Below are 26,256 nucleotides of genomic sequence, written 5' to 3' on the forward strand. Positions count from 1 at the left end.
ATTTTGATACATCTATTTTTATACAATAATAAGTATAATATTAACATAATTCCTAATTTGTTGTATAATTAGAATGAAATATAATAGTGAGAGGTAAAAATGGTTATAAATAATTACAATAATGAAAAATATATTGAAATTACTAATGATGAAATTATATTTTATAAATGGTATGGAAAAAGAAGATTAAAAAGAAATAAAATTAGAGCAGCATTTATGAATGATGAGTATAAAATAACAATATTATATGGGAAAGCTATTAGAAAGTTTAATGTTTGTAATGTAAATAAAAATGAAAAGGCTATATTAGAGCAATTAATAAAGCTTATGAATAAAGAAGATTTAATATTTGCTGTTAATAGATATAACGTTTGTAAAGAAGACATTTTTGTTATATTAATAGCACAGAATATTATGTTGAATTTAAGTAAAAATAATAATTTTTGGGTTTATATTGAATTGTTTTTACTAATAGGATTATTAGTTGTTTTAGTATGTTTAATTCCAAATTACTCTATTTTTCTTTATGATTATAATAATAAATATATTAGATTAGAATCTGTAAATAGAAATAAGAAAAAAGAATTTCATATAAATAGGGATAAATTCAAATTTAAGTATAATGTAGACATGTATTCTTATGAATTTGAGGGTAATAAGGTAAAAAAAGTAGTATTTCCTAGTAATATTATATATCCAATTAATTATAAAGAAAAATTAGCAGAGCTTAATGAAAACACTATGTATTGTTGTATAAAGTAGATACAAAAAAATAAAGTGTAAGTAATACTTCATATTTATCTTTTGATACAACTTGAAAATATTCTAAACTATTATTTTTAGAAAAGTTATTTATTTTTTATAAAGTCTTCCATAAACTAATGAATTATTATTAGTATCGTTTCTTGAATTAGTTTTAAAAAAGTCGTTATCAAATATTACTTGAATGATGAGATAAAAAAGCAAATAGATAGAGATTTAATTATAATATATAAGAAAGAAATGTGAAGTAGATAGTTTGTTGTTATCCTACTTCACATTTTTATTATTGAAAAAGGATACTATAAAATAAGCATCCTATATAATAATACAAAAGAGACAATTGTAAAAAGTAAAATCATTATTCCTATAGGTTTAGCTAATAATAAGATTAAATTACCATCAAAAGAACTACTAAGATTTCTAATAAAATCTCCAATGTTATAGTTTTTTAATATGGTATAAATAATATTAAATATTATAAATCCTATAACAGTACCAAATGTATTAAATATAATATCATCTATATCAGTGATGTTATATGGTGTAAAAAGTTGAAGTACTTCTATGATTAAAGAAGCTGTAAATCCATATAATATAACTTTACTTAATTTATTTTTTTTATTAAAAAATAAAGGTATACAAAATCCTAATGGTATAAATAATAATATATTACCTATAACGTTATAAAGTGCGATATGTATATCTGCAAAGTCATTTCTAAACATCTTTATTGTTTCTACAAAGGGAATGTAATTAATCCCCTTTTTAATTTCAAATTCTATTTTATATATTATTAATTAGATAAACTAGAAGATACATTTCTAAACTTATAAACATTATTGATTATAGAAATAGAAAGTACATTTATAACTAATTGACTTCCACCATAGCTTATAAAAGGCATATTTATATTTAAAATAGGAGAAAGCGAAAAGTTAGCTAAAATATTTAATATAAATTGAATTGCAAATAAAGAACAAAGTCCACTTACTAAAAGTTTTCCATAAGTGTTTTTAGTATTACTAGAAATAAAGCCAATTCTTATAATAAATGATAAGACTAAGGCAATAACAATTATTCCAACAATCCATCCAAAGCAGTAAATTATTGAAGTTAGTGCAAATTCCATATTAGCATCTGGAAGAGTTGAAGTATTAACAGTAGAGCCAGTACCAAATAATCCTGCAGAATTTCTTAATATATTTAGTTGATTATAAATCCAACCAGTATTATCTATATCTTTTGCAGGATTTAAAAATATAAAAAATCTTTCTATTCTATAGTCTGTACTAAAAATAGATAGTAATAATATAGAGCATAAGACACCAGAAGCAATAATTAAATATTTTAGTTTAAAGCCAGATATATTCATAATTGTAAAGACCGCAATTAAGTATATTATTATTGTAGATAATGATGATAATGATATAAATAATATTACAGGTATGAATACTAAAGTAAGACCTTTAAATAATGATTTTTTATTATTCCAATTATAATTATCAAAAATTCCAGAAAGAGAAATTATTAATAATATAGGGGTAACTGCTAAGTCATCAATAGAAAAAGGACCTATTATTAACCAACGTTTTATACCATTTACAGGTAAAGAAAAAGTCAATGTAAGTAAGATTAAAGAAATACTAATTATATAAAGGCTAAGAGAATATTTTTTTAAACTTCTATAATCTAATTTTATAATGCATAATGACAATACAATAGAAATTCCTAAAAACACTAATAGCTTACTAATATAATTTATATAATAACCGTCATTAAAATTATTTAATTGAAGGAATGCTGTAGTTAAAAATCCAAAAAATATTAAGCAAGTTGTCATTATTAAAAGAATCCAATCAGAGTTTGATTTATGAGCTTTATTCAAATCATGGCCAATAACTTCTGCATTACCCATATGCATTAATGCTTTATCTGTTGCAATATCTAAAGGCATGCCTATTTCTAAATAATCTTGAATAATATCATTAATATGACCTAATAATTCTTATTTAATTTCTGGATGAACTTTTTTATTTTTTATTAAACTACAAACTTTATTTATATATTCATTAACTTTATTATTTTCTACTTTAGACATAAATTCGCCTCCCATAAAACATTATTTACAGTTTCACTAAATAGCTTCCATTCAGCTTCTTTCTCAAGAAGAAGTTTTTTGCCACTAGTTGTTATTTTATAATACTTTCTTTTTCTACTACCAGCAGAATCATCCCAATATGATTCAATATAATTTGCACTTTCTAGATTATGAAGTATTGGATAGAGAGTGCCTTCTTTAAAGGAAAATATACCTTTAGAGAGTAGGTCTATTTCTTTAATCATTTCATAACCATACATATCTTTGCGATTAAGAATACTAAGTATTAGAACCGTTGTACTACCTTTTAATAGTTCTTTGTTAATTTTCATAAATTCACCACCATACATTGTAAATCAATACATCGAATATCTAGGTATAATTATATTACTATATTATAGAAAAGTAAATAAAATATATAATATTTTACTGAAAAATAAATTAATAGCTCCTAGGGGATTGAAAAGTTAGATTATAAGGTATAAGATGTAAGTGGTAACAAATGATAATAAATGATAACAAAGTGGTAATTAAGTGATATAGAGAAGAGGTTATTTATTTATGTTTATGGAAGAAAGATTAAATGAGATATTAAATATTATTAAAGAAGAAAAAAAAGTATTAGTTAAGGAATTAAGCGAAAAGTTTAATGTTTCTGAAAGTATGATTCGTAAGGATCTACAAAGACTTGAAAAAGAAGGTAAGGTAAAGAGGACTTATGGAGGAGCAATATTAGAAAGAGAGTCATCATATGCTGAGAAAACTAATTCTAGAGTTCTTGTAGACTTAGAATCAAAATCATATCTAGGAAAGTTAGTTGTTGATATTATTGAAGATAATGACATTATTTTTTTAGATATTTCAACCACAAATCATACTATTGCTATGATGTTAAGTGATACAAAGAAAAATTTAACAGTAATAACAAACATGAATAGAATTGCAATGGAGTTTGATAGAGCACCTAATGTTGATGTAATATTAATTGGTGGACATTATAATAAAAGATTAGGGGGAACTGTGGGAAGTGCAGCAGTAGAACAAATAAAGAATTTTAAAATTACTAAGGCGTTTATTGGTGCTGGTGGAATTAATGTAGAAGATAATTTTATTAGTAATTTTAATTATGATGAGGCAGCTGTCAAAAATGAGATTTTAAGATGCAGTAAAAGAAGATATATAGTAGCAAATTATGAAAAGTTATATAAAGATGGAGCTTATAAGTTTGCAACTTTAGATGATATAGATTATATAGTAACTGAAAAAGAACCAGAAGAAAGCATTAAAGAAATTTTAAACCAAAAAGAAGTAAAGGTAATATGTTAATAAGCAAATTAAGGAGTAAAAGATATGATTAAATTAATAGCAACAGATATGGATGGAACATTATTAAATTCAAGTAATGAAATACAAGATGGGTTTTACGAAGTATTCAATGAACTTCAGGAAAAAGAAATAATATTTGCAGCTGCAAGTGGAAGACAATACTATAACCTTTTAGAAAGATTTAAAGGTATTGAAGAGAAGATGATGTTTATAGCTGAAAATGGAACATTTGTTGTGTATAAGGGAAAGGAACTTGTAGTTAATTCTTTAGATATAAATCTTGCAAGAGAGCTTATTAAAGTAGGTAGAAATATAAAAAATTCTTATGTAATACTTTGTGGGAAAAAAGCTGCATATATAGAAAGTTCTGATAAAAGATTAATCGAGCAGACAGAAAAATATTATGCAAGATATGAAATAGTATCAGATTTAACTAAAATAGAAGATGATATATTAAAGGTTACAATTTGTGATTTTGCAGGATCAGAAAATAATAGTAATAAATATTACGAGGATTATAGAGACAAAGCTCAAATTGCAGTATCAGGTGAAATTTGGCTTGATATAACTGCAAAGGGAATAAATAAAGGTGTTGCAATAGAAGAAGTTCAAGAGCTATTAAATATAAAGCATGAAGAAACCATGGTATTTGGTGATTATTTAAATGATTTAGAAATGATGAGTAGTGCTTATCATAGTTATGCTATGGAAAATGCTCATGATGACTTGAAAAAGGTAGCAAGATTTAGAGCTAAGAGCAATGATGAAAGTGGAGTTGTACATGCTATAAAAGCAATATTAAATAATTAAATATAAAAGTATAAAAAGGACTAGTTAGCTAGGCCTTTTTATACTTTTTAAAGAATAGCTTACTCTGTAGATTATTTAAGTTTAAAGTTTTTGGGAGCAAACTTATAAACAAGGGTTAATGCTATTAAAGCATAAATAACAGTTACTAATATTACAGTAAGAGTAAACCATATAGACTGTGTCTCCACTTGAAGACAACTATATGCAGCTATATAAACTATAAATGAGGCTATTTTATAAATAGGACTCTTAACAGTCAATTGAGATGTATATGGTTGAATAATATAATACAAAAATAAGTAGTGTATAGAGAAAAAGCAAGATAATGTTATTATACTAATGAATATAGGAATAAATCTTACAATATCACCCTTGGCAAGTATTAATACTAATGATAGTCCAAGCCCTATACATATTGCTGGAATTAAATTTAATATAATAGTTATTTTTAATCTAGATTTAAAATTAGATAATATAATGCTTGATTCTTTATAAAAATTATATCTAAGTAAACTATTATCGCAATTAAAGAAAAATGCTTTAGTTATTTTTTCACCAATTGAGCTACAATATAAAATAAAAACAAGGAATCCACTTGACCTTAAAATGGCTGGAGATAAAGTTTTATGAGACTCTGGTGTTGTTATGGCAAATATTGAAGCTGCTATAGTTAAAATAACTATAATAAGAACTCTATGTTGAATAGGAGTAATTATTATTTTTTTATGTCTTTCAATAAATTTAGCATTTAAATAATTAAGTCCATGCTTCTCTTTATGCTTATCATTTTTTAAATCAAGTTTGGATAAGTTTTTCTCGTTAAGTTTTACGTCCATAAACATTGCTTCAGAAGAAACTGTATTTAATGTATTAAGATCATTTTTAGAAATAATATTTTTAGATAATAAAGAGTATTTTTTATAATTAAATAAATATAAAAATGCTATCAGTGATAAAACCAAAATAATAACTATAAATGTAATATTAAGTAATAGAATTTTTGAATCAAACGAAAAACCTATAAATGGCGCTCCATATGCAATAACTAATGGAATTAGCATAACAGGAACAATAAAGTACCATTTATTTGATAGTTGAAAGTTAAAGCAATTATAAAGTAATACATATAAGGCTTGAGTAATACTCCTAAATGCGATAAATTCTAAAGTAATTATTAGTGATTCAATAAATGTACAATTTAATAGCATAATAGGAAATATAAAATATATTAAATATTCAAAGTATGAAAATAATATTTTACTTAAATAATATTTTTTTGCATTTATTCTCATTAAATTAATCATATAAAAATCAGTAAGAATGTTATCTGTAAATTGATTATTTAATAATGATCCAGTTACAAAGCTTAAAAAGAAAAATATATGAAATTGAATAGATGAAACATTAATGCTTGTTTTTTCAGCTATAAACATAGCTGGAATTATAATCATTATAAAAATATATAAATATTTTCTAGCAAATCCAAATAGAAAGCTAAAAATTCTAATTATAATACTAGATACAAATTTAAGATTACCAGTATTATAAAGAGTATTAGGTATTTTCTTGCCTAAAAGTGGAATTTTCTTTATGTAATAAATCCACATATTAATCTTTTGAGCAAGAGAAATTTCATATGTTTTAAAAAACACTTTAAACATGGATGTCCTCCTTTAAAATATCCATAATTTCATTTTCAAAATTATCACTTTTTAATATGTTATTATCAATTAAAGAAAGCTTTCCATCTTTTAAGATTACAAGCTCATCGCATAAATCTACAGCTAGTTGAAGTATGTGAGTTGAAAATATTAATATATGATCCTTTTTTATTTCTTTAAGTAGATTTTTTATTTCTAAAGCAACTACAACATCAAAAGAAGTAAGAGGCTCATCTAATAGTATAATATCTGGCTTAGTAATTAAGTAACATAACATTTGTATTTTATTTTTCATACCAAATGAATATGATTTAATTAGTTTATGTCTATCATCTTCTTCAATTTTTATAAATTCTAAATATTCTTCAACTGTAAGCAAATTCTTTATTTTATCCTTGTGAATATCTATATAAAATTTAATAAATTCATAACCAGTTAAGAAATCAGGTAATATAGGATCAGAGTAGACATAGCCTATGTTAGATGAGTCTATGTTTTTTTCTAATCCTTCATCATTAATAAGTGATACACTTCCAGAGTCTAAAGGAAGTTCTTCGCTTATACAGTTAAATAGAGTAGTTTTACCAGCACCATTCCTACCAAGAAGTCCATAAATTTTACCTTTTTCAAAAGTAAAATCTACACTATCTAGTATTTTTTTGTTATCAAAATTTTTAGTAATGTTATTAAGTTTAAGTTTCATAAGTTCCTCCAAAGTTTATAAGTTTATATATTGTAAATTATCTATTTATGAAGAAAAAAATGTAATTAAATACAATTATATCATAATGATAACATGAATTGTTCGGAGGTTAAATTGTAAATGTATATAAATAAATCCACAACATACTTAAAGGTATAAATTGTGGATTTATTTTATATTAAAGAATCGTATATTTATTTACAATTAAATTTACTAGGCTTTGCGTTGTCTTGTATATCCATTAAAGCCTCACCAAATCTTTGATAGTGAACGACTTCTCTTTCTCTCAAGAAACCTAAAATCTTTTTTATTTCTGCATCATCTGTTAAGTTCATTAACCATTCATAAGTTGCTCTAGCTTTTTGTTCAGCAGCCATATCTTCATGTATATCAGCAATGACATCACCTTTTGCTTGGATATAAGTTGCAGTCCATGGATTACCTGTTGCATCTGTATAAAATAATGCTTTACCATGATCAGCGTAGTGTCCAGCTAATCCAGCAGCTTTTATTTGCTCAATAGATGCATTTTCCATTAATTGATAAACCATTGTTCCAAGCATTTCAACGTGTCCCATTTCTTCAGTTCCTATATCTGTTAGTAATCCTTTTGATTTATTTGTTGGCATTGTATATCTTTGATTTAAATATCTAAGAGCAGCTCCTAATTCACCATCAGGACCTCCATATTGTGTTATTATTAGTTTTGCCATATTTAAATCACAAGATTTCAAATTAATAGGATACTCTAAAGTTTTAACATAATACCACATAAATTAATCCTCCCTGTTACTTGCATTTTCCCAAGGCCAAGGAGTATCAATCCAAGCGTCAGGATTTTGAATATAAGCTGAACCAAAGTTGCTTAATGGACCATATGATTGCTCATAGTCCCAAATTAACTTTCTTAGTTTGGAGGAAATTAACTTATAGTCATCAATTGCATCTTTACAGTTAGGAAAATTATCTAAATATAAATTTAAGTCTATTGCGAAAAATTGTAATTTTCTAATTGCATCTAAACATTCATGTTGATTCATTTTTTGGCCTCCTCAGAATACTTAATAGCACAATAAGGACTATAGATATCCTTAAATATTGTTCCAGCATCGAATGCACAATTTATATCAAATAAATTTTGATAAGGTTGTAGGGCAATACATGCCTTTGCATAGGTTTGAGGGTCAAAAACTTTATAAGATTCATAACAGTTCTTTTTTGTGTTAGAACAAGCAATGTTACATGATAGTTCAGATGGATTATTTACGCAATCATTGCAGTCTATACAGTCATCGATTCTTTTATAGTACATAATAGTATATCCCTTCGTTAAATTCTCTATGATAATACTTTATGTAGAAAATTAGAAAAAGTGATAAAATATTGACCTATAAGATTTTACTTTCTTTATGACCACAATATTTACATTTAAAATAAATTTTACCATGAACATTATTATCATATCCATATTCATACTCATTCATTTCTTCACCACAGACAGGGCATACTAAAGTAATAGTATTCTTTTTGTTTGATGACATAGGACTTTCATCTCCTTATAAAAAGTATTTTTAATTTAGTATTTATTATGAAACAATATATCAAACTTAGCAATGATAAAATTATAATCACTATGCTTTTTTCTTTTAAATAAAATAGTGAGTATTGCTTAATAGTTTATAAATTGGACAAAATAGGATATAATAGTATCTAATATAGCTTTAAGAGAAAGTAGGTGTTTTAAAATGTATAAAGCATTAATTGAGGAGTATTTCAATAAAAATAAAGATGAGATGTTAAGTGATATATGTAAATTAATTAGAATAAAAAGCGATAGACAAGAAGCAAAAGAAGGAATGCCTTTTGGTGCAGGTGTAGTTAAGGCATTAGAAGAGGCTTTAAGTATTGCTAGCAACATGGGGTTTGCAACTAATAATTATGACAATTATGTAGGAACAGTTGATTTTAATGATAAAGAAAAAGCTTTAGATATACTTGCTCATTTAGATGTAGTTCCAGCAGGTGATGAATGGACAGTAACTGAACCATATAATCCAATAATTAAAGATGGTAAATTATATGGAAGGGGAGCTGCAGATGACAAAGGTCCAGCTATAGTTGCTTTATATGCATTAAAAGCAGTAAAGGATTTAAATATTCCATTAAGTAAAAATGTTAGACTTATATTAGGAACAGATGAAGAGTGTGGAAGTTCTGATATTGAGCATTATTATAAGATAGAAAAAGAAGCACCCATGACTTTTTCACCAGATGCAGATTTCCCGGTTATAAATGTTGAAAAAGGTGGATTAAAAGGTAACTTTAAAGCTGAATTTAATGAAGATAGTACAATACCAAGAGTTTTATCTATAAATTCAGGTGTTAAGGTTAATGTTATTCCAGATAGGGCAGAAGCAGTTATAGAAGGATTTAGCAAAAAAGAGGTAGAAAAGTATATTGAAAATGCTACAAATAAATCTGGAGTAAAATTTACTGTCAATGAAGAAAATAATAAATGTATTATAAATGCTAAAGGAATTGGTGGTCATGCAGCTTATCCAGAAAGTGCTAATAATGCGTTAACAGCTATATTGGAATTATTATCATCTATGAATTTTGCACAATCAGAAGGATTTAAAAGAATATGTGCTATAAGTAAACTATTCCCTCATGGAGATTATAAAGGGGATGCAATTGGTGTTAAAATGAGTGATGAGATTTCTGGAGAATTAACTTTATCATTTACTATTTTTGAATATAGCACTACTGGATTAAAAGGTACATTTGATTGTAGGGCGCCACTTTGTGCAAATGATGAAAACTTAAGAGATGTTATTTCAAAAAATTTAAATAAAGAAGGAATATTACTAGAACCATGTAATGTATTTGAAGGTCATCATGTTGATGAAAACTCCGATTTTGTTCAGACTTTATTAAGATGTTATGAGATGTATAGTGGTAAAAAAGGAGAGTGTATTGCTATTGGTGGCGGAACTTACGTACATCATTTAAAAAATGGTGTTGCATTTGGTTGTACAATGCCAGGTACTGATAATAATATGCATGGTAATAATGAGTTTGCAGTTATAGATGAACTTATTCTTAGTGCCAAAATATTTACTCAAGCAATAATAGAACTTTGTAAATAAAAAATAGTTTATATAAAAGGAGATAAAAACATGCAAGCATATGAAAGATTAATAAAATACGCAAAAATATATACAACATCTGATCCAAAATCAGAAACTACACCGTCAACTAAAAGACAATTTGATTTAGCTAATATATTAGTTGAAGAGATGAAGGAAATTGGAATTGAAGATGTTAAGGTAGATGAAAATTGTTATGTTTATGGAGTTATTCCAGCAACTGAAGGATATGAAGATAAACCTAGTATTGGATTTATTGCACATATGGATACTGCACCAGCAGCACCAGGAGAAAATGTTAATCCTCAAATAGTAGAAAATTATAATGGTGAAGATTTAACATTATTAAATGGAACAATTCTTTCAGTAGAAAAATTCCCGCATTTAAAGAATTTAAAGGGAAGAACTTTAATTACAACAGATGGAACTACTCTTTTAGGAGCTGATGATAAAGCGGGTATTGCTGAAATAATGACAGCTTGTGAAAGAATAATAAAGGAAAATATACCTCATGGAAAGATATGCATAGGCTTTACTCCTGATGAAGAAATTGGTAGAGGAGCTAGTAAATTTGATGTTAAAAACTTTGGTGCACAATTTGCATATACAATGGATGGTGGAGTAGAAGGAGAGATTTCTTATGAAAACTTTAATGCTTCAGCAGCAACAGTTGAAATTCATGGTGTATCAGTTCATCCGGGTTCTGCAAAAGATACAATGATTAATGCAACAAATGTAGGTATTGAATTTGATAGAATGTTACCTCAAGGTGAAAAACCAGAACATACGGAAGGATATGAAGGTTTTTATTATTTAGAAAGCTTTAAAGGAAATACTGATAATGCAGTATTAGGATATATACTAAGAGATCATGATGCATGTAAACTTGAGTCTAAGAAAGCTACATTACAATTAGCTGAAAAGTTATTAAATGAAAAGTATGGAGAAGGTACAGTAAAATTAACAATTACAGATCAATACAAGAATATGGCTGAGCATATTAAACCTTGTATGCATTTAATTGATAATGCAAAAGCTGCAATGAAAATTTTAAATGTTACACCTGTAATTGAACCAATTAGAGGGGGTACTGATGGAGCTACTTTAAGTTATATGGGATTACCTTGCCCTAACTTAGGAACAGGTGGATATGCATTTCATGGAGAGTATGAGCATATTACTGTAGAAGGAATGGAAATTGCTACAAATATAATAATTGAAATATTAAAGAAATATGCTGAATAAATTATTATATAGAATATTAATTTTAGCAGAGTAAGTAATTACTCTGCTTATTTTTATGATAAAATTTATAGTGGGGGTATTAATTTTATGAAGAGGATAATTGTTATAGGTTGTGGAGGGTCAGAAAGGGCAGATACAATAATTTTTATTAATATGCTAATATATTTTTACAATTACAGCTGACAATTAAATTTGTTGGCTTTTTGTTATTTTGAATTAAAATATTTAGATATTATAGAAAATAGGCTCTGAGTTATGATATTATCAAAAGTATGGGTAGGAATTGATATTATTTATGATATTTATAAATAATCTAAAAGTACTTAATATTAGGAAGAAGCATTAGTGAGGTGAAAAAATGATTAACTTTGATTATAGAGGATTAACTGGAGAAGTAATTACTAAAGAAGATTTTGAATATGAAGAAGAGAGAAAGGCTTGGAATAGGGCTATAGAAAAATATCCATTAGTAATTGTATATTGCAAAACTGAAGATGATATCAGAAATGCAATAATATTTGCTAAAAATAATTCACTTTCAATAAGGATAAGAAGTGGACGTCATCATTATGAAGGATATTCTACAGGAAATGATATAGTAGTTATTGACGTTAGTAAAATGAATAAAATTTATATAGATGAAAAAAATGAAACCGTAAAGGTTCAAGGTGGAACTCGTAATAGAGAACTTTATAAAGCAGTAGGAAAAAAAGGATATCCATTTCCAGGAGGAGGTTGTCCAAGCGTTGGAGTAGTAGCCTTTACTTTAGGTGGGGGATGGGGATATTCATCTAGGCTTTTAGGATTAGGTTGTGATAGATTAGTAGAAGCTGAATTGATAGATAGTAATGGAAATTTAATAGTTTGTAATAAAGATGTAAATGAAGATTTATTTTGGGCTTTAAGAGGTTGTGGTGGAGGAAATTTTGGTGTAGTTACGTCTATGACTTTTAATTTACCACCTAAAATAGATATGGCAACATTAGTTAATATTGATTTTACTAATATCGACTTTGAGGAAAATATTAGTTTGATAGAAGCGTGGCAAGAAAAATTTAAAATTTTAGATAAAAGAGCTAATTTTAAAATGGCTATTTACAACTCTAGTGAAAAAGGTAGGGGAGTAAAAATAGTTGGATTAGTCTATGGAGATAAAAAGTTAGCTAATGAGGTTTTAAAACCTATAAAGGATATTGTTTCTTCAGGAATTTATAGTTTAGAATATATGACTGTTCTTGAAGCTAATAGAATAATACAAGATAGTCATCCCGAATATGAAAGATATAAGAGTTCAGGAAATTTTGTATATAGGGATTATACTAGAGAAGAAATTATAGAGCTTTTAAATATAATAGAAGAAAGAGCTGAGGGATCTATTTATACTGCAATTACATTTTATGGATTAGGGGGAGTTATAAAAGAGGTTAAGAAAGATAGTACTGCATTTTATCATAGAGATGCAAGCTTTATATTAGGATTTCAATCTGTATGGGAAGATGCAAAATATGCGCAAATAAATAGAAGTTGGTTAGTAGAAAAATTAAAGTACATAAAATCCATAACAAAAGGAGCATTTATTAATTTTCCATGTGCAGAAATAGATAATTATGAAGAGGAATATTATGGAGAAAATTCTAGATTATTAAAGATAATAAAAGAAAAATATGATAAAGATGACTTCTTTAATTTTGAACAAGATATTAGAATAGAAAAAAGACTATGGTATAATATTCTAGTAGAATAAAAAATTTATTTTTAAATAGACGCTTTATATTTGTTAATTAAGATAAATGCAAGATTTAATTATGTATATAAAAAGGGATATTAGAACAGTAGGCGATATTTAAATCACCTACTGTATTTTTTATTATAGATATTGCTAAATTATAGATATTGCTAATTATCACTACAGATAAAGTCACTATCTCTGTCTCTATCTCTTTCTTTTACTGTAGGTGCCTCTATTAAAGTTGCAAATACAAATTCGTGACGATCTTCTGCATTCATTAGAATTGTTATAATCATCTTCATAGTTATTAGAGTTATTTCTCATAATGATATTCCTCTTCATTTGCTTTTATAATATATACTATGAAAGTAAGATAAATTTGACATAATTTTATATAATTAATTTAAATTTTTTTCCAAGAAACAAGAAAATCTATAATATTTTCTAAATTAGGACTTTTAGAATTCCTTACATAATATCCAGAGGTTGCTGTTCCAAGTACTAATGAAAGCTGTACAGAAAGACCAAGTATTTGTCCAAAACAAAAACCTGCATTAAAGTTATCTCCAGCTCCTGTAGTCAATTTAGGATTTGGTTCATATGGTCCAATAGTATGATAAAGTTTATCATTACATACTGCATAAGCTTCTTTGATAGGATGAACAACTAAACAATAAATATCTATTCTTTTTGCTATAGATTTAACTAAAATATCTAAATTTGGTTTGTTAGATGGTGATGAAATATTTAAAACTTCACCAATTTCATAGGCTTCTTTCTCATTAAGACCTAGAATTACTTTAAATTTACTAGAGAATTGTTTTATTACAGAAAGAGCTTCTAATATATCATCTTTTAATCTGTTTTCAGGATCAGCTAAATCAAAGAATATATATTTATCAGAATTATCATTTATATTAGGTATAATTTCATTTATTAAACCATTCCATATTTCAGTCATATAAGGAAGCATTGTCCAATTTTCTAATCCTACTAACTTTGCATCAGAGAAAAGTGAAATAAGTTTTTTTACTCCAACTTTTTCTTTAAGTTTATCCCAATTAACATCTTTTAGACATTCACGTTTTCCAATCATAAGTTTTCCATCTAAAAATTCAACAGCGTCTGTAAGACCAGGGTTTGATATATTTATAACTGTAGATTTTTTACTCATTTCATTAAAGACAGGATTAATGGAATCTTCTCCAACAGCACCTATGTAGGTTACATCTAAATTATAATTTGATAATGCATTACTCATGATTGGGCCATTACCACCAAGTTTACTTTGTATTGGAATAAATTCAATATTAGCACTTAGACCAGCTGCTTTAGAAATGAATTCACCAAACTCTTTAAGTGTTTCCATTCTGACATAATTATTAGCATCGGTTCTAGTTCTGACAACATGAAGAATTTGATCAACAAACCCATCAAATCCTAGTACAGCTTTAATATTTGTATCCTGATGTTTTTTCAAAAGATTTATTAAAGAATCAATATCACTTATTAAATTTTCTTTCATTATAATATCCTCCTGATTATTATATATTTAAGGAATTTTAAACAATTTCATAATATGTATACGGTTAATTTATATTAAATATGTTAGTATTTTTTATAATTAATAAGTGATATAATAGAAATTAAATATTTTTGTAATACATGATGATAATGATATTAACAAAGGATAAAGTAAAAGTTATTTTTATATTTTTAGTTGAGGAATGATATATAAATGCAAGAAAGAATAGACTATAAAAAATTTAATTTTCAATCAGCAAGAGAAGTATTAGGGGGAAAAAATATAGTATTCACAGGAAGAGGTTTTTTAGTTAGAGGAGAATTAATGCGCCTAGCCAGACAAGCAGGAGCTAACGTAGATAGTGTAGTAACTAAAAAGTGTGATATTTTAATTGTTGGTGAAAAACCAGGAAGTAAGTTAAGAAAAGCAAAAGTTTTAGGATGTGATATAATTACTATTTCTGATTTTAAAGATATATTACAAGGCAAAGTTAGAAAAGATGAAATTGAAATAGATGACACATTGAATATAGACTTAGGAAATGAAGAAAGAGAGATAATAAATATTTTAAGAAAAAACATTACATTATTTATAAGTAATGATGCAGCTAGAGAAAGAATAATTAGAAATATCAAATTAAATGGCGGGAGTATAGTAAATAATATGGACGAAAATACAGATATACTAGTATATCAACCTAGTTCGGAAGTTAATAAGATATTAGAAATGGCAAGAAGCTTAAATGTAGAAGTATTAACTTTAGGTGAATTTAATAAGCGTCTTATTATGAATAGGTAAGTTTATTATATATTTATATAAAAATAATTAGGGGGGAGTATTATGAATAAAAGAAGAGATGGACACGTTCATAGTCATTATTGTCCTCATGGAAGTAATGATGGATTTGAAGAATACTTAGAGAATGCTATTAATAGAGGAATTGAGGAAATAACATTTACAGAACATATGACAATGCCTGAAGATATAGTAATAGAAGGTATGGGAGATGATTTTTTAGAAAGTGTTTCTCCTAGTATTGAGAATATAGATAAATATATTAAAGAAGTAAAGTATTATAAAGAGAAATATAAAGATAAAATAAAGATAAATATTGGTTTAGAAGTAGATTATTTAGATGGATATGAGGAATTCACTATAAAAATGCTTGATAAATATGGAGATTTATTAGATGATGCAATCTTATCAACACATATTGGCATTTATGAAGGAAAGTATTATTGTTTTGATTGTATAGAATCTTTTGAAGAATTATTAAAAAGGATAGGAAGTGTAGAAAAAATATATAGTTTGTATTATAATACAGTATTGAAATCAATAAAAAGTAATTTAGGAAAATTTAAGCCCAAAAGGATAGGACATCCAACTCTTGTTAGGATATTTAACAAAAAATATCCAGCTAATTATTCTAATATAAAGTTATTTCAAGAAATTATGGATGAAATAAATAAAGGAAATTATGAAATTGATTATAATACAGCAGGCTTAAGAAAAGAGTTTTGTGGAGAACCATATCCTAGTGGAGAATTTTACGAAATGGCAATAAAAAATAATGTGAAAATGGTTTACGGTTCAGATTCACATTTTGCAAAGGATGTAGGTTTCAATTTTAAATAAGAATATAGACAGCTTGGAGGAAGTTTATGAGGAGTATAAGGTTGAGAAAAATATTAGTAGGTATAGTAGTATCTTGTGTTGCTTTTGGAACAATAGGGTGTGCAGAGAAAAATACCACTACAGAAAATAATTCTAATATTGTATCAGAAGATTTAAATAATCAAGAATCTAATGATAATAAAGAAGACAATGTAGAAATTACAGATAATGAAAATAATCAAGAGTCAATAAAAACTATAGAAATGATGCTGTATTCAAAAGATGTAAATACAGATGAGCAAGTAATTATAGGAGAAGTTGAAGTAAATGAAGAGTTATCATTAGAAGAAAAGATAGAAAAATTATCAGAGGGATTAAGTGAAAAAGCATTTGATAATTTACCAATTGAATTTGTTAAAATTAATAATATAGAAGGAAAGAAAGTAGCCTTATTTAACTTAGATGAATTAGGTAATAATGCTACAGATATTACTTTTGATAAATATGAGGGGATAAATTGGATTAATAATTATTTTGCTGGTTCCGCAGGAGGAAGTGTAACTGAATATACCTTGATAACAACATTATTACAAAGAAATTATACTGGTGAGTGGATAGATGGTATAGAATTTACTTATAAAAATTCTAAAATAGAATTTGATCATGTTCCAGCTCTTGGAGAAGTTAGTTATAGATAATGATTGATTAAATAATTATATAAGTTATATATAGTAGGTATGTTAAAGAAGAATTGACTTGCCTACTATTGTTTATTAAGGGAAAGTAATCAAATGGTTGCTTTTATTTTATAATTTAAGTAAAATTGATTTTGTTATTAAAAATATGAGGTGATAATTATGAGTAGTATAGCAGGTCATGGATGCGAAAGAATAGTTCCAGAAGAAGCTAAAAAAACTCTTGAGGAAATAGAAAGAAGTATAGTTAAGAGATATAGAAAACCAATTTGGTCTAAGTTTATAAAAGCTGTTAAGGACTATCAGCTTATTGAAGAAGGAGATAGAATAGCTGTTGCAATATCTGGAGGTAAAGATTCTTTACTTATGGCAAAGTTATTTCAAGAGTTAAAAAAGCATGGGCAAGTAAACTTTGAAGTTGAGTTTATAGCAATGGATCCTGGATATCATCCACAAATTAAAGATTTACTTATAGAAAATTGTGAACATTTAAATATTCCAGTACATATATATGAATCAAAAATATTTGAAATAATTGACGAAAAGGCAAAGGATTATCCTTGTTATCTTTGTGCAAGAATGAGAAGAGGTTCATTATATAATAAAGCAAGAGAGCTTGGATGCAATAAGTTAGCACTTGGACATCACTATAATGATGTAATAGAAACTACAATGTTAAATGTACTTTATGCAGGAAACTTTAAAACAATGTTACCTAAATTAAAAGCTGATAATTTTGAAGGAATAGAGTTAATAAGACCTCTTTATTATGTAGAAGAGGAAGCTATTAAGAGATTTATAAAGTACACTGGTCTTTGGCCATTAAATTGTGCATGTATGGTGGCAGCAGAAAAAATAGGTAATAAGAGACATGAAATTAAACATTTAATTGCAGAATTAAAGAAGAATTTTAATGATGTTGATAAATCAATATTTAAGGCAGCTTCAAATGTAAATATGAATTCAATTTTAGGATGGGAAAAGGATGGAGAAAAATACTCATTTTTAGATCCTGATACACCAAAAAATAAATAATAAGTATTATGGACCATATATTTTAGTGAGAATAAAACAAGCCATCTTGCTAATACTAAGTATATAGTATTTAGTGGAGGTGATATTATGGCTAAAAAAGGTCAAAGAGCAACTTGGGAAAATGATCATTTTAAAGGTCCCAAAAAACCTATGGCAGCAAGAGTGCCAGAAGTAAATAAGGTTGGAAAAGATAAATAGATATAAATCAGAATAAAAAATAAATTTATGAATTAAGCTAAAGTACATAAAGTATGTATTTTAGCTTAATTTTATATAAAATATAATTATTAGTAAACATATTTTATATGTTACAATTATTAAAGAAATAAATATAAAAATGGAGGAAATAATGGATAGAGAAGTATTATTAAAAATGGATCCAAATATATTAGTAAGTATGATTAATATGAAGCTTAGAGATTTTTATTCTAATTTAGACAGTTATTGTGAAGATATGGATATTAGTAGAAATATAATAGAAGAAAAATTAGAAAATGCTGGGTATAAATATCATAGTGATATAAATCAATTTAAGTAATTTACTAATTTATTATAGTAATATATAATTATACTAAAAACATTGGATGTAAGTAGAGGGAAGACAATGAAGATAAAAAAGATAGGAAAGTTAGCAGTTGTATTAGCAGCATCAACTGCATTAGTTGCAACTTTAATAAACGATAAAAAGAATAAAAAAAACATTAACTAAATTGCGAACTATCGCGTTAATGCCGTGATGCCGAAAATTAATGATATAACCTCCAGTAAGTCATATAATTTCGCTAAGAATTTATATTATTATTTACATAAAATTAGCTAAAGCTTCGAAGCTCGCTATAGCTTACCTTAAGTGAGATTCAAAATTTCAATTTTGCTGATCGAACTTACACATCCGACTTTAGCAGGAGGTGCTTCCTTTTAAAAGGAAACTCACTCTTCACTATCGCTCAGAGGAGTAAGTTCATCTAACTAAATCAAGATTTAGAGATTCACTTAACGCTAATTTTATTACAATAATAATTAAATTCTAAAGCTTATTATATAATACTTTCTTCCGGTGATATCATTAATTTTTCTCTATCACTAGCTTTAAAGCCTAGGTCTGCAATTTTGAAGTTGAATCCCTTTAAAGTTAACGACTTGTCATACAAATTTGTAGCAGAAGTCGTTAACTTTAAGGTGGGGGAAATAAGCAAAACAGTGAAAAGAAAAAATGAAATATTAATTTGGAGGGAAGCATTGAAATTAAGTTGTAGAATTTAATAATTGATGTAGTAAAATTTGCGTTAATAAGATTTTATTGTTTGAAGCTTTAGCAAGTTTAAAATCTTTAGTAAATTTTACGGAATCAATTATATAAATTCTTAGCGAAAATTTCACCGCTTCCCGGAAAAGTAATATTCCATTTTTAGGTCTCGCTGTGTGCGCAATAGAATTCAATTACTTCTTTAAGACATGATATATTTCAGGAGTATCTACAGTTATTTTATTAAAGGTATAGCCTTGACTCTTATAATATTTAATAATGCCTCTTACAGCTTGTGCAGTATTCTTATTAGCATGAGCATTGTGCATTAAGACAACAACATTATCTTTAGTTGATATTGCTCTATTTAGTATGGTGTCAGGACATGAGTTAGGATTAGCTCCGTCTAAAGTATCCTGAGTCCAATCATAAATTTTGAAATTATTTGAATGAACTGCATCTACCATTTCATTTGTTAATCTATATGTACTATTATTTGTTCCAAAGGGAAATCTTAATATATAGTAATTTTCACCTGTAACATCATAAAGGGCTTTTTGAACTTGCTTCATTTCATTAATAAAACCTGAGCTACAACTATATAATTTAGACCTTTCATGAGTAAAACTATGTAATCCTATGCTATGACCTTCATTTTTCATTCTTAAAATTATATCTTCCTGACCTTTTATTTGTTCACCAATAATGAAGAAAGTAGCAGGTACATTTTCTTCTTTTAATATGTCTAAAGTTTTTTGTGTCACCTCACCTCCAGGAGCATCATCAAAGGTTAAATAAACAACTTTTTTAGAATCATCTTTTTTATCACCATCTTCACTATAAACATTTAATTGCGGACAGTCTAATAAAGCTAAAAGCATAAAAATAATTAAGTTTGATAAAAATTTTCTCATAAGTAATCACTCTTTTCTATAAATATTTTATAAAGATACCTTTTACATGCAATGTAATTATATTATGTGCAAAATTAATATAATATATTTCTTGATATTTTTTTATAAAGGATATATAATAACAAAAAAAGCTTTAAGTCGAAACAGAGATTTCGGTAAGTTCAGAGTTTACAGTATTAGTATTTACAGGATAACTATAACTTCTTACCGATGTAAGAAGTTTTTTTATTTACCTTTAATAACAGTCCAGAGAGGCTGGAAAGGGAGAAAATTAAAATTTCTCCTTAAAACAATAAATAAGGAGTGGGTTTCATGACACAGTTTACAGGTAGTATTTCATCAAAAAGAGAAGCAGAAAAGGGAATTAAGGATTCGCTTTTCAAATTAGTATTAGCACTTCAGCATTTAATTGCAATGTTTGGAGCAACGGTATTAGTTCCAATGCTTACGGGATTAGATCCATCGGTTGCATTATTTTCAGCAGGAGTGGGAACTTTGATTTTCCATTTATGTACTAAAGGAAAGGTTCCTGTATTTCTAGGATCATCATTTGCATTTATTCCAGTAATTGTAGCGGTAGCAGAGAAGTATGGTGATTTAAGATATGCTCAAGGTGGAATTATTGTAGTTGGAGCAATTTACGTTTTAGTATCACTTTTAATAAGAAAAGTAGGATTAAATAATGTTAAGAAAGTATTGCCTGCTCAAGTTGTAGGACCTATGATTATAGTAATAGGACTTAACTTAATACCAAGTGCATTAGAGATGACGGGTGTAACAGAATTAATATCAGGCACAAAGGGTGCTTTAATAAGTGTAGTAATTTCAATAATAACTTTAAGTATAGCATTATTAATTAAAAAGTTTAGCAATGGTTTTTTATCACAAGTTTCAATATTAATAGCTGTAGCTATTGGATATACAATAAGCTTAGTATTAGGACAAGTATCTACTGCTGAGATTCAAAGTGCTAGTTTAATAGCAGTTCCTAGTTTTACATTACCTAAATTTGATATAGGAGCAATAGCAATTATAGCACCAGTAGTATTAGCTGTATTCATGGAACATGTTGGAGATATAACTACTAATGGGGAAGTTGTTGGACAAAACTTCATAGAGGATCCAGGTTTAAATAGAACCTTATTAGGAGATGGGCTAGCTACTTTAGCAGCAGGATTTATTGGAGGACCGGCAAACACTACATATGGTGAAAATACAGGGGTTCTTGCAATAACTAAAAATTATAATCCAGCAATATTAAGAATAACAGCAGTATTTGCAATATTACTTAGTTTTGTTGCCAAATTTGGGGCTGTTATTAGAACAATACCACAACCAGTAATGGGAGGAATAAGTTTAATATTATTTTCTATGATTGCAATTGTTGGAGTTAAGACTATAAAGAGAGAACAAGTTAAATTTAGCTTCTTTAACATTATAGTTATAGTTTCTATTTTATTTGTTGGATTATCAGGAAACTTTTTAAGTCATCCAATTTCAATTAAAATAACAGAAACAGTAAGTATATCTGGATTAAGTTTAGCTGCAATAGTTGGAGTTGTGTTAAATATAATATTTACACAAATAAATAAATTTACAAAAAAAGATATTTAATTAATATATAAACACTATACATAAAAAACTATCATGTATAGTGTTTTAATTTTTGCGTAAAACTAAAATCTATATTAGAAAAATTTGAAGTTATTAAAGAAATGATTTAAAAATAAATATTTTTATCACAAAAAAACTTCCAATTGCGTATTATGTAAATATATGCTTTTAGGAGGTTTTTATGCGTATCAGAATAGAGGATGATTTTGATAATGATTTAGATGTAGAATATAAATCAATTGATAATGATACAATAGTAGGAAATGGAGCATTATCAAAAGATAATATTCCTATAATTGATGTAAAATCAGAAGATATAAAAGAAGAAGAGTTAGTAGATGATCAAGTGAAAAATAGAAGTATCAGACAGGAAGAAAGTAATAAATATAATTTAGGTAATGGATTTACTATTGAAATTCAAGGTGCAACATTACTAGATGATGATGAGAGTAAAAATTATATTAATAATAAAACTTCAAATTATAATAATAATTTAGAAGAAGATAGAACAAATAAATCAGAACCAAGAAATAAAAGTAATAGAATAAAAGAAAATGATGAATATATTGGGCAACGTATAAAAGGAAAAATTACAGTAGGTGTCAGGTTAGGAGATAGAAAAGGAAAAGCTATATCAGAAGCAAAAGTAAATCTTTATGCATTAAATGGACTATCCCCTAAATTAGTAAGTTCAAAGTTAACAGATAAAAATGGAATTGTTGTATTTGATGGCTTACCAGAGGGAAGTTATAGAGTCATAGAGATAGTTAATAGAAAGTACTTTGAAAAACCAACATATATTCAATGGAATGAAGTAACTATTAATAAAGATTTACGAGAAGAAAGTATTATTGTAGTCAATAGAATAAAAAAGCATCCAAAATAATTTAAATAATGATAAAATAATAATTACTGATTATAGAGTTAGGATATATTAAAGAGGAAGTATTCTAACTCTAACCTTTAAATATATAAAACTTGAATAAATCATTTTATATAAAAAATATAATAAAAATATGATAAAATGATTTTAAACGAAAGAAATGAGGGTCTAAGCTATGAAAATGAAGATAAAGTATTTTGATGATGCAACTAAATTGAAAAAAATTAGTAAGGGAAATTGGATAGATGTTTATGCCAATAAAGATATATTTGTACCTTTAAATGAGAGAGCAATGGTACCTCTTGGATTTGCACTAGAGTTACCAAAAGGATGGGAAGGACATTTAGCACCAAGAAGCTCAACATTTAAAACTTGGGGAATAATTCAAACAAACAGTGTAGGAGTTGTTGATGATACATATATAGGTGATAATGATCAATGGCATATGCCAGTATATTGTTTGCAGGCTAAAGATGAAAATGGAACTTGGATAAGAAAAGGTGATAAAATAGGTCAGTTTAGAATTATGGAAGTAATGCCAGAAATAGAATTTGAGGAAGTAGAATTCTTTAACAATACTGATCGTGGTGGTTTTGGAAGTACAGGAGAAAGATAATTTATTAAGTATAATTTTGTATATATTCATTATGCAGATAAATTAAAAATAGTGTTTAAAAATTAGAAATAATACATTGTAATTAAATGTAAAACATGATAAAATAAACAAACAAAGGGTGGGTAAAATTATTAATATAACCAAACAAAAGGGAGAAAGTGGGAAATTATGAAGTATATTGATTTATCTTATGATATAAAAAGCGAAATGCCTGTTTATCCAGGTGATATGGAGCTAAATTCAAATAAAGAAAAAGATTATGAGAAGGATGGATTTAATTTATATTCATTTTCTACATCTATGCATGTAGGTACTCATATAGATGCACCTTTACATATGTGTAAAAATAAAAAATTCATTTCTGAATATTCAATAGATAAATTTATAGGTAATGCAGTACTATTAGATGTACGTGGTGAGAAGGTAATAGGAATAAAGGATGACTATTATAGAGATATAAAGGAAAATGATATAGTTTTATTATTTACTGGATGGGATAGTTTTTATGGGAAGAAGGAATACTATAACAATCATCCTGTAATTAGTGAAGAGTTAGCAGAACTTTTAATTAAAAAGAAAATTAAGATGTTAGGAATGGATATGCCTTCACCTGATAATGGTGAATTTGATATTCATAAAAAATTATTTGAAAACGAAATATTTATTTTAGAAAACTTAACAAATTTAAATAAGTTATTATATAATGAAGAAATACAAATATTTGCACAACCATTAAAAATTCAAGGTGAAGCAAGTTTAGTAAGAGCAATTGCTGTATATAAGGGATATTAAAATAATATATAGTTATAAAATAACAGAGTACATTTTGTATTCTGTTATTTTTATATATTAAGATAATGGTTAATATATTAATAGAATAAATTGTTTGATTTAATTCAAGGTTGATAAAAGAATCAACCTTGAATTATGTTAAATATATTAGTTTTAATTTTTATATTGCATAAATATCAGAAAATTCTATATTACATTTTTCCACTTTAGAATGGCTAGTATCATCAATATCATATATAATTTTAGAATTAGGTATAACAGCTTTAGGTAAAGTAAATGTAAATTCTGATCCTATTCCTTCAATGCTATAAACGGCTATTTTGCCACCATGCATTTCTACTAAAGATTTAACTAAAGAAAGTCCAATTCCACTACCTTCACATTTTCTTGTAAGAGTATCGTCTACTTGCATAAATCTTTCAAAGATTATAGATTGGTTTTCTTTTGATATACCAATTCCTGTATCTTTAACTGAAATTATAACATTAGTATCAGTAGTATCAATATTTACATTGATAGTACCATTAGAATTAGTATATTTTATTGCATTTGATAAAAGATTTAGCATTATTCTCTCAATTTTATCAGGATCGCAGCAAATAATAAGTTCTTCAACAGTTGTATCAAATAATAGTTCTATATTTTTATAATTAACATATTGAGCAACAGAAAGAGTGATATCTTCTATTATTGAAATAATATTACAGTTTTTCTTATGAATTTCATAATGTCCTGTATCTATTTTAGTAATATCTATAAGATTATTAGCTAATCTTAATAATCTATAGGAATTTTGTTTAATAGAAGCTGTATATTTATTAAAGTTAAAATCATTAGCTATGATTATATTGTTATTATTTAGATTTTGACCTATAACTTGTAAACTAATTAAAATTATGTTTAATGGAGTTTTAAATTCATGTGAGATATTAGCGAAAAACTCATTTTTTACACTTTCAACGTGAAGGGCTTCTTCCATAAGTTTTTTCTCTACTTCCAATCTTTTTTCTTCAGTTATATCTCTACCTGTTGTTATAATAATATTTTCTGATTGTATATAAGAGAAAATCCAATGAATCCATTTAATATTATGATTTTTATCTATAACTCTTGTACATGCTTCTGAAATTGATTCAGAAGCTAGACTATTATCTATCAAAGATTTAATTATATCAATATCATTTTCATGAATAACATCATACCAGTTTTTGGTTATCAGTTCATCTGAAGTATATCCCAAAAGATTATGCCAACCTTCATTAATTTTTATAAATGAGCCATTAACAGACATAATAGAAGTTATATCAGTAGCTGTTTTTAGAAGGAAATATAATTCTTTTTCAGTATTTGTATGAATTTTAAAGTTTTCTTCTAAATTTTCTGATAATAAGTAATTACTTGTAATATCTCTTAATAAAATAAAAATACTATCAGAGTTATTGAAACTACTAAATGATAAATTTAATTTGAAAGGTATTGTAGAATTATTTTTTGTTAATATATCTACGATGTATTCTTTATTACAGTTAATATCTATAGTATTAAATTTTATGTTTGAGTTAATTATTAGGTTATATATATTGTCAAGATCATCTAATTGATATTGTAGCTGATTTAATAAAGTTTTATTGCAAAACAAAATTTTTCCGGAATAATCAATAATTAGAATTTTATCTTGTAGCTTATCAAAAAAATCTTCCATTGTTCCCCCAATTTTAGTGTGATACATTAAGTTTTATTCTCTTTAAGTAATTATACTAAGAAATAAATGAAATTTGTAGTATTTTTAATAAAAAATGTTCAAAATAAGGAAAAATGTTTAAAAAAGTAAAGAAAAAA

Annotated in this window: 28 protein-coding genes; 15 read left to right on the top strand and 13 right to left on the bottom strand. The window is 26.3% G+C overall.

The window, feature by feature from the left end; all coding sequences use genetic code 11:
• Positions 1-99 precede the first annotated feature (99 nt).
• Positions 100-762 carry a hypothetical protein gene (locus I2E98_RS09280; RefSeq protein ID WP_195468637.1) on the top strand — a complete coding sequence of 221 codons (663 nt, stop codon included), beginning with the start codon at positions 100-102 and terminating at the stop codon, positions 760-762.
• Between the two features lie 299 nt (positions 763-1,061).
• On the opposite strand, the gene I2E98_RS09285 is transcribed toward I2E98_RS09280, so the two are convergent.
• The 3 genes from I2E98_RS09285 to I2E98_RS09295 form a co-directional block, all read right to left on the bottom strand.
• The gene (locus I2E98_RS09285) at positions 1,062-1,556 is read right to left on the bottom strand and encodes a VanZ family protein (protein WP_347708025.1); all 495 of its coding nucleotides are present in this window, start codon (positions 1,554-1,556) and stop codon (positions 1,062-1,064) included.
• Positions 1,556-2,716 (bottom strand): FtsW/RodA/SpoVE family cell cycle protein, encoded by a 1,161-nt coding sequence (locus tag I2E98_RS09290; protein WP_195468639.1) that lies wholly within the window; start codon positions 2,714-2,716, stop codon positions 1,556-1,558. Before I2E98_RS09290 ends, I2E98_RS09285 begins: the two co-directional genes overlap by 1 nt.
• Positions 2,717-2,847: 131 nt before the next feature.
• Complete coding sequence (locus tag I2E98_RS09295) at positions 2,848-3,192, bottom strand: helix-turn-helix transcriptional regulator (protein WP_195468640.1); 345 nt, start codon at positions 3,190-3,192, stop codon at positions 2,848-2,850.
• A gap of 229 nt (positions 3,193-3,421) precedes the next feature.
• On the opposite strand from I2E98_RS09295, the gene I2E98_RS09300 reads away from it, so the two are divergent.
• Positions 3,422-4,186 (top strand): DeoR/GlpR family DNA-binding transcription regulator, encoded by a 765-nt coding sequence (locus I2E98_RS09300; RefSeq protein ID WP_195468641.1) that lies wholly within the window; start codon positions 3,422-3,424, stop codon positions 4,184-4,186.
• Between the two features lie 24 nt (positions 4,187-4,210).
• A complete protein-coding gene (locus tag I2E98_RS09305) occupies positions 4,211-4,996 on the top strand; it encodes an HAD family hydrolase (protein WP_195468642.1) in 786 nt (261 codons plus the stop codon).
• Between the two features lie 71 nt (positions 4,997-5,067).
• Here I2E98_RS09305 and I2E98_RS09310 read toward each other — a convergent pair whose 3' ends face one another.
• From I2E98_RS09310 to I2E98_RS09335, 6 genes are all read right to left on the bottom strand, one after another.
• Positions 5,068-6,657 (bottom strand): hypothetical protein, encoded by a 1,590-nt coding sequence (locus tag I2E98_RS09310; RefSeq protein WP_195468643.1) that lies wholly within the window; start codon positions 6,655-6,657, stop codon positions 5,068-5,070.
• Positions 6,650-7,360: an ABC transporter ATP-binding protein gene (locus I2E98_RS09315; RefSeq protein ID WP_195468644.1), complete on the bottom strand. Its 711-nt coding sequence runs from the start codon at positions 7,358-7,360 to the stop codon at positions 6,650-6,652. The genes I2E98_RS09310 and I2E98_RS09315 overlap by 8 nt, the downstream gene beginning before the upstream one ends.
• Before the next feature lie 194 nt (positions 7,361-7,554).
• Entirely contained in the window at positions 7,555-8,133 is a 579-nt protein-coding gene (locus I2E98_RS09320; RefSeq protein ID WP_195468645.1) for a manganese catalase family protein, read from the bottom strand.
• Between the two features lie 3 nt (positions 8,134-8,136).
• Complete coding sequence (locus I2E98_RS09325; RefSeq protein ID WP_195468646.1) at positions 8,137-8,400, bottom strand: spore coat protein CotJB; 264 nt, start codon at positions 8,398-8,400, stop codon at positions 8,137-8,139.
• A complete protein-coding gene (locus I2E98_RS09330) occupies positions 8,397-8,672 on the bottom strand; it encodes a spore coat associated protein CotJA (protein ID WP_195468647.1) in 276 nt (91 codons plus the stop codon). The genes I2E98_RS09325 and I2E98_RS09330 overlap by 4 nt, the downstream gene beginning before the upstream one ends.
• A gap of 76 nt (positions 8,673-8,748) precedes the next feature.
• Entirely contained in the window at positions 8,749-8,901 is a 153-nt protein-coding gene (locus tag I2E98_RS09335; protein ID WP_195468648.1) for a hypothetical protein, read from the bottom strand.
• A 204-nt stretch (positions 8,902-9,105) separates the two neighbouring features.
• On the opposite strand from I2E98_RS09335, the gene pepV reads away from it, so the two are divergent.
• The 3 genes from pepV (at position 9,106) to I2E98_RS09350 (ending at position 13,498) form a co-directional block, all read left to right on the top strand.
• Positions 9,106-10,509, top strand: a complete 1,404-nt coding sequence (gene pepV, locus I2E98_RS09340; protein WP_195468649.1) for a dipeptidase PepV — start codon at positions 9,106-9,108, stop codon at positions 10,507-10,509.
• Between the two features lie 30 nt (positions 10,510-10,539).
• The gene (gene pepT / locus I2E98_RS09345) at positions 10,540-11,754 is read left to right on the top strand and encodes a peptidase T (RefSeq protein WP_195468650.1); all 1,215 of its coding nucleotides are present in this window, start codon (positions 10,540-10,542) and stop codon (positions 11,752-11,754) included.
• Positions 11,755-12,112: 358 nt separating this feature from the next.
• Positions 12,113-13,498 (top strand): FAD-binding oxidoreductase, encoded by a 1,386-nt coding sequence (locus tag I2E98_RS09350; protein ID WP_195468651.1) that lies wholly within the window; start codon positions 12,113-12,115, stop codon positions 13,496-13,498.
• 152 nt (positions 13,499-13,650) lie between these two features.
• Here I2E98_RS09350 and I2E98_RS16185 read toward each other — a convergent pair whose 3' ends face one another.
• Together I2E98_RS16185 and I2E98_RS09355 are read right to left on the bottom strand one after the other, a co-directional pair.
• The gene (locus tag I2E98_RS16185) at positions 13,651-13,785 is read right to left on the bottom strand and encodes a hypothetical protein (RefSeq protein WP_279324974.1); all 135 of its coding nucleotides are present in this window, start codon (positions 13,783-13,785) and stop codon (positions 13,651-13,653) included.
• A gap of 101 nt (positions 13,786-13,886) precedes the next feature.
• Positions 13,887-15,008, bottom strand: a complete 1,122-nt coding sequence (locus tag I2E98_RS09355) for a hypothetical protein (RefSeq protein WP_195468652.1) — start codon at positions 15,006-15,008, stop codon at positions 13,887-13,889.
• 213 nt (positions 15,009-15,221) lie between these two features.
• Here I2E98_RS09355 and I2E98_RS09360 point away from each other — a divergent pair, with 213 nt between their 5' ends.
• The 5 genes from I2E98_RS09360 to I2E98_RS09380 all read left to right on the top strand — a co-directional run bounded on the left by I2E98_RS09360 (position 15,222) and on the right by I2E98_RS09380 (position 18,890).
• A complete protein-coding gene (locus I2E98_RS09360; RefSeq protein WP_195468653.1) occupies positions 15,222-15,806 on the top strand; it encodes a BRCT domain-containing protein in 585 nt (194 codons plus the stop codon).
• A 42-nt stretch (positions 15,807-15,848) separates the two neighbouring features.
• Complete coding sequence (hisJ, locus tag I2E98_RS09365) at positions 15,849-16,643, top strand: histidinol-phosphatase HisJ (protein WP_195468654.1); 795 nt, start codon at positions 15,849-15,851, stop codon at positions 16,641-16,643.
• Between the two features lie 26 nt (positions 16,644-16,669).
• The gene (locus I2E98_RS09370) at positions 16,670-17,320 is read left to right on the top strand and encodes a hypothetical protein (RefSeq protein ID WP_195468655.1); all 651 of its coding nucleotides are present in this window, start codon (positions 16,670-16,672) and stop codon (positions 17,318-17,320) included.
• A 159-nt stretch (positions 17,321-17,479) separates the two neighbouring features.
• Entirely contained in the window at positions 17,480-18,352 is an 873-nt protein-coding gene (locus I2E98_RS09375; protein WP_195468656.1) for an ATP-binding protein, read from the top strand.
• A 349-nt stretch (positions 18,353-18,701) separates the two neighbouring features.
• On the top strand, positions 18,702-18,890 hold the full coding sequence (locus tag I2E98_RS09380) for a DUF4250 domain-containing protein (RefSeq protein WP_195468657.1): 189 nt from the start codon (positions 18,702-18,704) through the stop codon (positions 18,888-18,890).
• Positions 18,891-19,792: 902 nt separating this feature from the next.
• On the opposite strand, the gene I2E98_RS09385 is transcribed toward I2E98_RS09380, so the two are convergent.
• Positions 19,793-20,512, bottom strand: a complete 720-nt coding sequence (locus tag I2E98_RS09385) for a polysaccharide deacetylase family protein (protein ID WP_243251044.1) — start codon at positions 20,510-20,512, stop codon at positions 19,793-19,795.
• Positions 20,513-20,824: 312 nt separating this feature from the next.
• On the opposite strand from I2E98_RS09385, the gene I2E98_RS09390 reads away from it, so the two are divergent.
• From I2E98_RS09390 to I2E98_RS09405, 4 genes are all read left to right on the top strand, one after another.
• The gene (locus I2E98_RS09390) at positions 20,825-22,126 is read left to right on the top strand and encodes a uracil-xanthine permease family protein (protein WP_195468658.1); all 1,302 of its coding nucleotides are present in this window, start codon (positions 20,825-20,827) and stop codon (positions 22,124-22,126) included.
• Between the two features lie 181 nt (positions 22,127-22,307).
• Entirely contained in the window at positions 22,308-23,012 is a 705-nt protein-coding gene (locus I2E98_RS09395) for a prealbumin-like fold domain-containing protein (RefSeq protein WP_195468659.1), read from the top strand.
• A gap of 172 nt (positions 23,013-23,184) precedes the next feature.
• Positions 23,185-23,625 (top strand): deoxyuridine 5'-triphosphate nucleotidohydrolase, encoded by a 441-nt coding sequence (locus I2E98_RS09400; protein ID WP_195468660.1) that lies wholly within the window; start codon positions 23,185-23,187, stop codon positions 23,623-23,625.
• Between the two features lie 168 nt (positions 23,626-23,793).
• Positions 23,794-24,417 (top strand): cyclase family protein, encoded by a 624-nt coding sequence (locus tag I2E98_RS09405; RefSeq protein ID WP_195468661.1) that lies wholly within the window; start codon positions 23,794-23,796, stop codon positions 24,415-24,417.
• Between the two features lie 160 nt (positions 24,418-24,577).
• Here the strand turns inward: I2E98_RS09405 and I2E98_RS09410 are convergent, their stop codons facing one another.
• Positions 24,578-26,119: an ATP-binding protein gene (locus tag I2E98_RS09410; protein ID WP_195468662.1), complete on the bottom strand. Its 1,542-nt coding sequence runs from the start codon at positions 26,117-26,119 to the stop codon at positions 24,578-24,580.
• Positions 26,120-26,256 lie beyond the last annotated feature (137 nt).

The sequence above is a fragment of the Clostridium sp. D43t1_170807_H7 genome, from assembly GCF_015555905.1.
GTDB lineage: Bacteria > Bacillota > Clostridia > Clostridiales > Clostridiaceae > Clostridium.

What these genes read in the sequence shown, in the direction of transcription:
- I2E98_RS09375 (WP_195468656.1), top strand. Translation starts at nt 17,480, where the DNA reads ATGAGTAGTATAGCAGGTCATGGATGCGAAAGAATAGTTCCAGAAGAA.
- I2E98_RS09280 (WP_195468637.1), top strand. Translation starts at nt 100, where the DNA reads ATGGTTATAAATAATTACAATAATGAAAAATATATTGAAATTACTAAT.
- I2E98_RS09300 (WP_195468641.1), top strand. Translation starts at nt 3,422, where the DNA reads ATGTTTATGGAAGAAAGATTAAATGAGATATTAAATATTATTAAAGAA.
- I2E98_RS09320 (WP_195468645.1), bottom strand. Translation starts at nt 8,133, where the DNA reads ATGTGGTATTATGTTAAAACTTTAGAGTATCCTATTAATTTGAAATCT.
- I2E98_RS09400 (WP_195468660.1), top strand. Translation starts at nt 23,185, where the DNA reads ATGAAAATGAAGATAAAGTATTTTGATGATGCAACTAAATTGAAAAAA.
- I2E98_RS09290 (WP_195468639.1), bottom strand. Translation starts at nt 2,716, where the DNA reads ATGCCTTTAGATATTGCAACAGATAAAGCATTAATGCATATGGGTAAT.
- I2E98_RS09385 (WP_243251044.1), bottom strand. Translation starts at nt 20,512, where the DNA reads ATGAGAAAATTTTTATCAAACTTAATTATTTTTATGCTTTTAGCTTTA.
- I2E98_RS09310 (WP_195468643.1), bottom strand. Translation starts at nt 6,657, where the DNA reads ATGTTTAAAGTGTTTTTTAAAACATATGAAATTTCTCTTGCTCAAAAG.
- I2E98_RS09350 (WP_195468651.1), top strand. Translation starts at nt 12,113, where the DNA reads ATGATTAACTTTGATTATAGAGGATTAACTGGAGAAGTAATTACTAAA.
- I2E98_RS09370 (WP_195468655.1), top strand. Translation starts at nt 16,670, where the DNA reads ATGAGGAGTATAAGGTTGAGAAAAATATTAGTAGGTATAGTAGTATCT.
- I2E98_RS09410 (WP_195468662.1), bottom strand. Translation starts at nt 26,119, where the DNA reads ATGGAAGATTTTTTTGATAAGCTACAAGATAAAATTCTAATTATTGAT.
- I2E98_RS09355 (WP_195468652.1), bottom strand. Translation starts at nt 15,008, where the DNA reads ATGAAAGAAAATTTAATAAGTGATATTGATTCTTTAATAAATCTTTTG.
- I2E98_RS09335 (WP_195468648.1), bottom strand. Translation starts at nt 8,901, where the DNA reads ATGTCATCAAACAAAAAGAATACTATTACTTTAGTATGCCCTGTCTGT.
- hisJ (WP_195468654.1), top strand. Translation starts at nt 15,849, where the DNA reads ATGAATAAAAGAAGAGATGGACACGTTCATAGTCATTATTGTCCTCAT.
- I2E98_RS09380 (WP_195468657.1), top strand. Translation starts at nt 18,702, where the DNA reads ATGGATAGAGAAGTATTATTAAAAATGGATCCAAATATATTAGTAAGT.
- I2E98_RS09305 (WP_195468642.1), top strand. Translation starts at nt 4,211, where the DNA reads ATGATTAAATTAATAGCAACAGATATGGATGGAACATTATTAAATTCA.
- I2E98_RS09330 (WP_195468647.1), bottom strand. Translation starts at nt 8,672, where the DNA reads ATGTACTATAAAAGAATCGATGACTGTATAGACTGCAATGATTGCGTA.
- pepV (WP_195468649.1), top strand. Translation starts at nt 9,106, where the DNA reads ATGTATAAAGCATTAATTGAGGAGTATTTCAATAAAAATAAAGATGAG.
- I2E98_RS09405 (WP_195468661.1), top strand. Translation starts at nt 23,794, where the DNA reads ATGAAGTATATTGATTTATCTTATGATATAAAAAGCGAAATGCCTGTT.
- I2E98_RS09360 (WP_195468653.1), top strand. Translation starts at nt 15,222, where the DNA reads ATGCAAGAAAGAATAGACTATAAAAAATTTAATTTTCAATCAGCAAGA.
- I2E98_RS09295 (WP_195468640.1), bottom strand. Translation starts at nt 3,192, where the DNA reads ATGAAAATTAACAAAGAACTATTAAAAGGTAGTACAACGGTTCTAATA.
- pepT (WP_195468650.1), top strand. Translation starts at nt 10,540, where the DNA reads ATGCAAGCATATGAAAGATTAATAAAATACGCAAAAATATATACAACA.
- I2E98_RS09315 (WP_195468644.1), bottom strand. Translation starts at nt 7,360, where the DNA reads ATGAAACTTAAACTTAATAACATTACTAAAAATTTTGATAACAAAAAA.
- I2E98_RS09325 (WP_195468646.1), bottom strand. Translation starts at nt 8,400, where the DNA reads ATGAATCAACATGAATGTTTAGATGCAATTAGAAAATTACAATTTTTC.
- I2E98_RS16185 (WP_279324974.1), bottom strand. Translation starts at nt 13,785, where the DNA reads ATGAAGATGATTATAACAATTCTAATGAATGCAGAAGATCGTCACGAA.
- I2E98_RS09395 (WP_195468659.1), top strand. Translation starts at nt 22,308, where the DNA reads ATGCGTATCAGAATAGAGGATGATTTTGATAATGATTTAGATGTAGAA.
- I2E98_RS09390 (WP_195468658.1), top strand. Translation starts at nt 20,825, where the DNA reads ATGACACAGTTTACAGGTAGTATTTCATCAAAAAGAGAAGCAGAAAAG.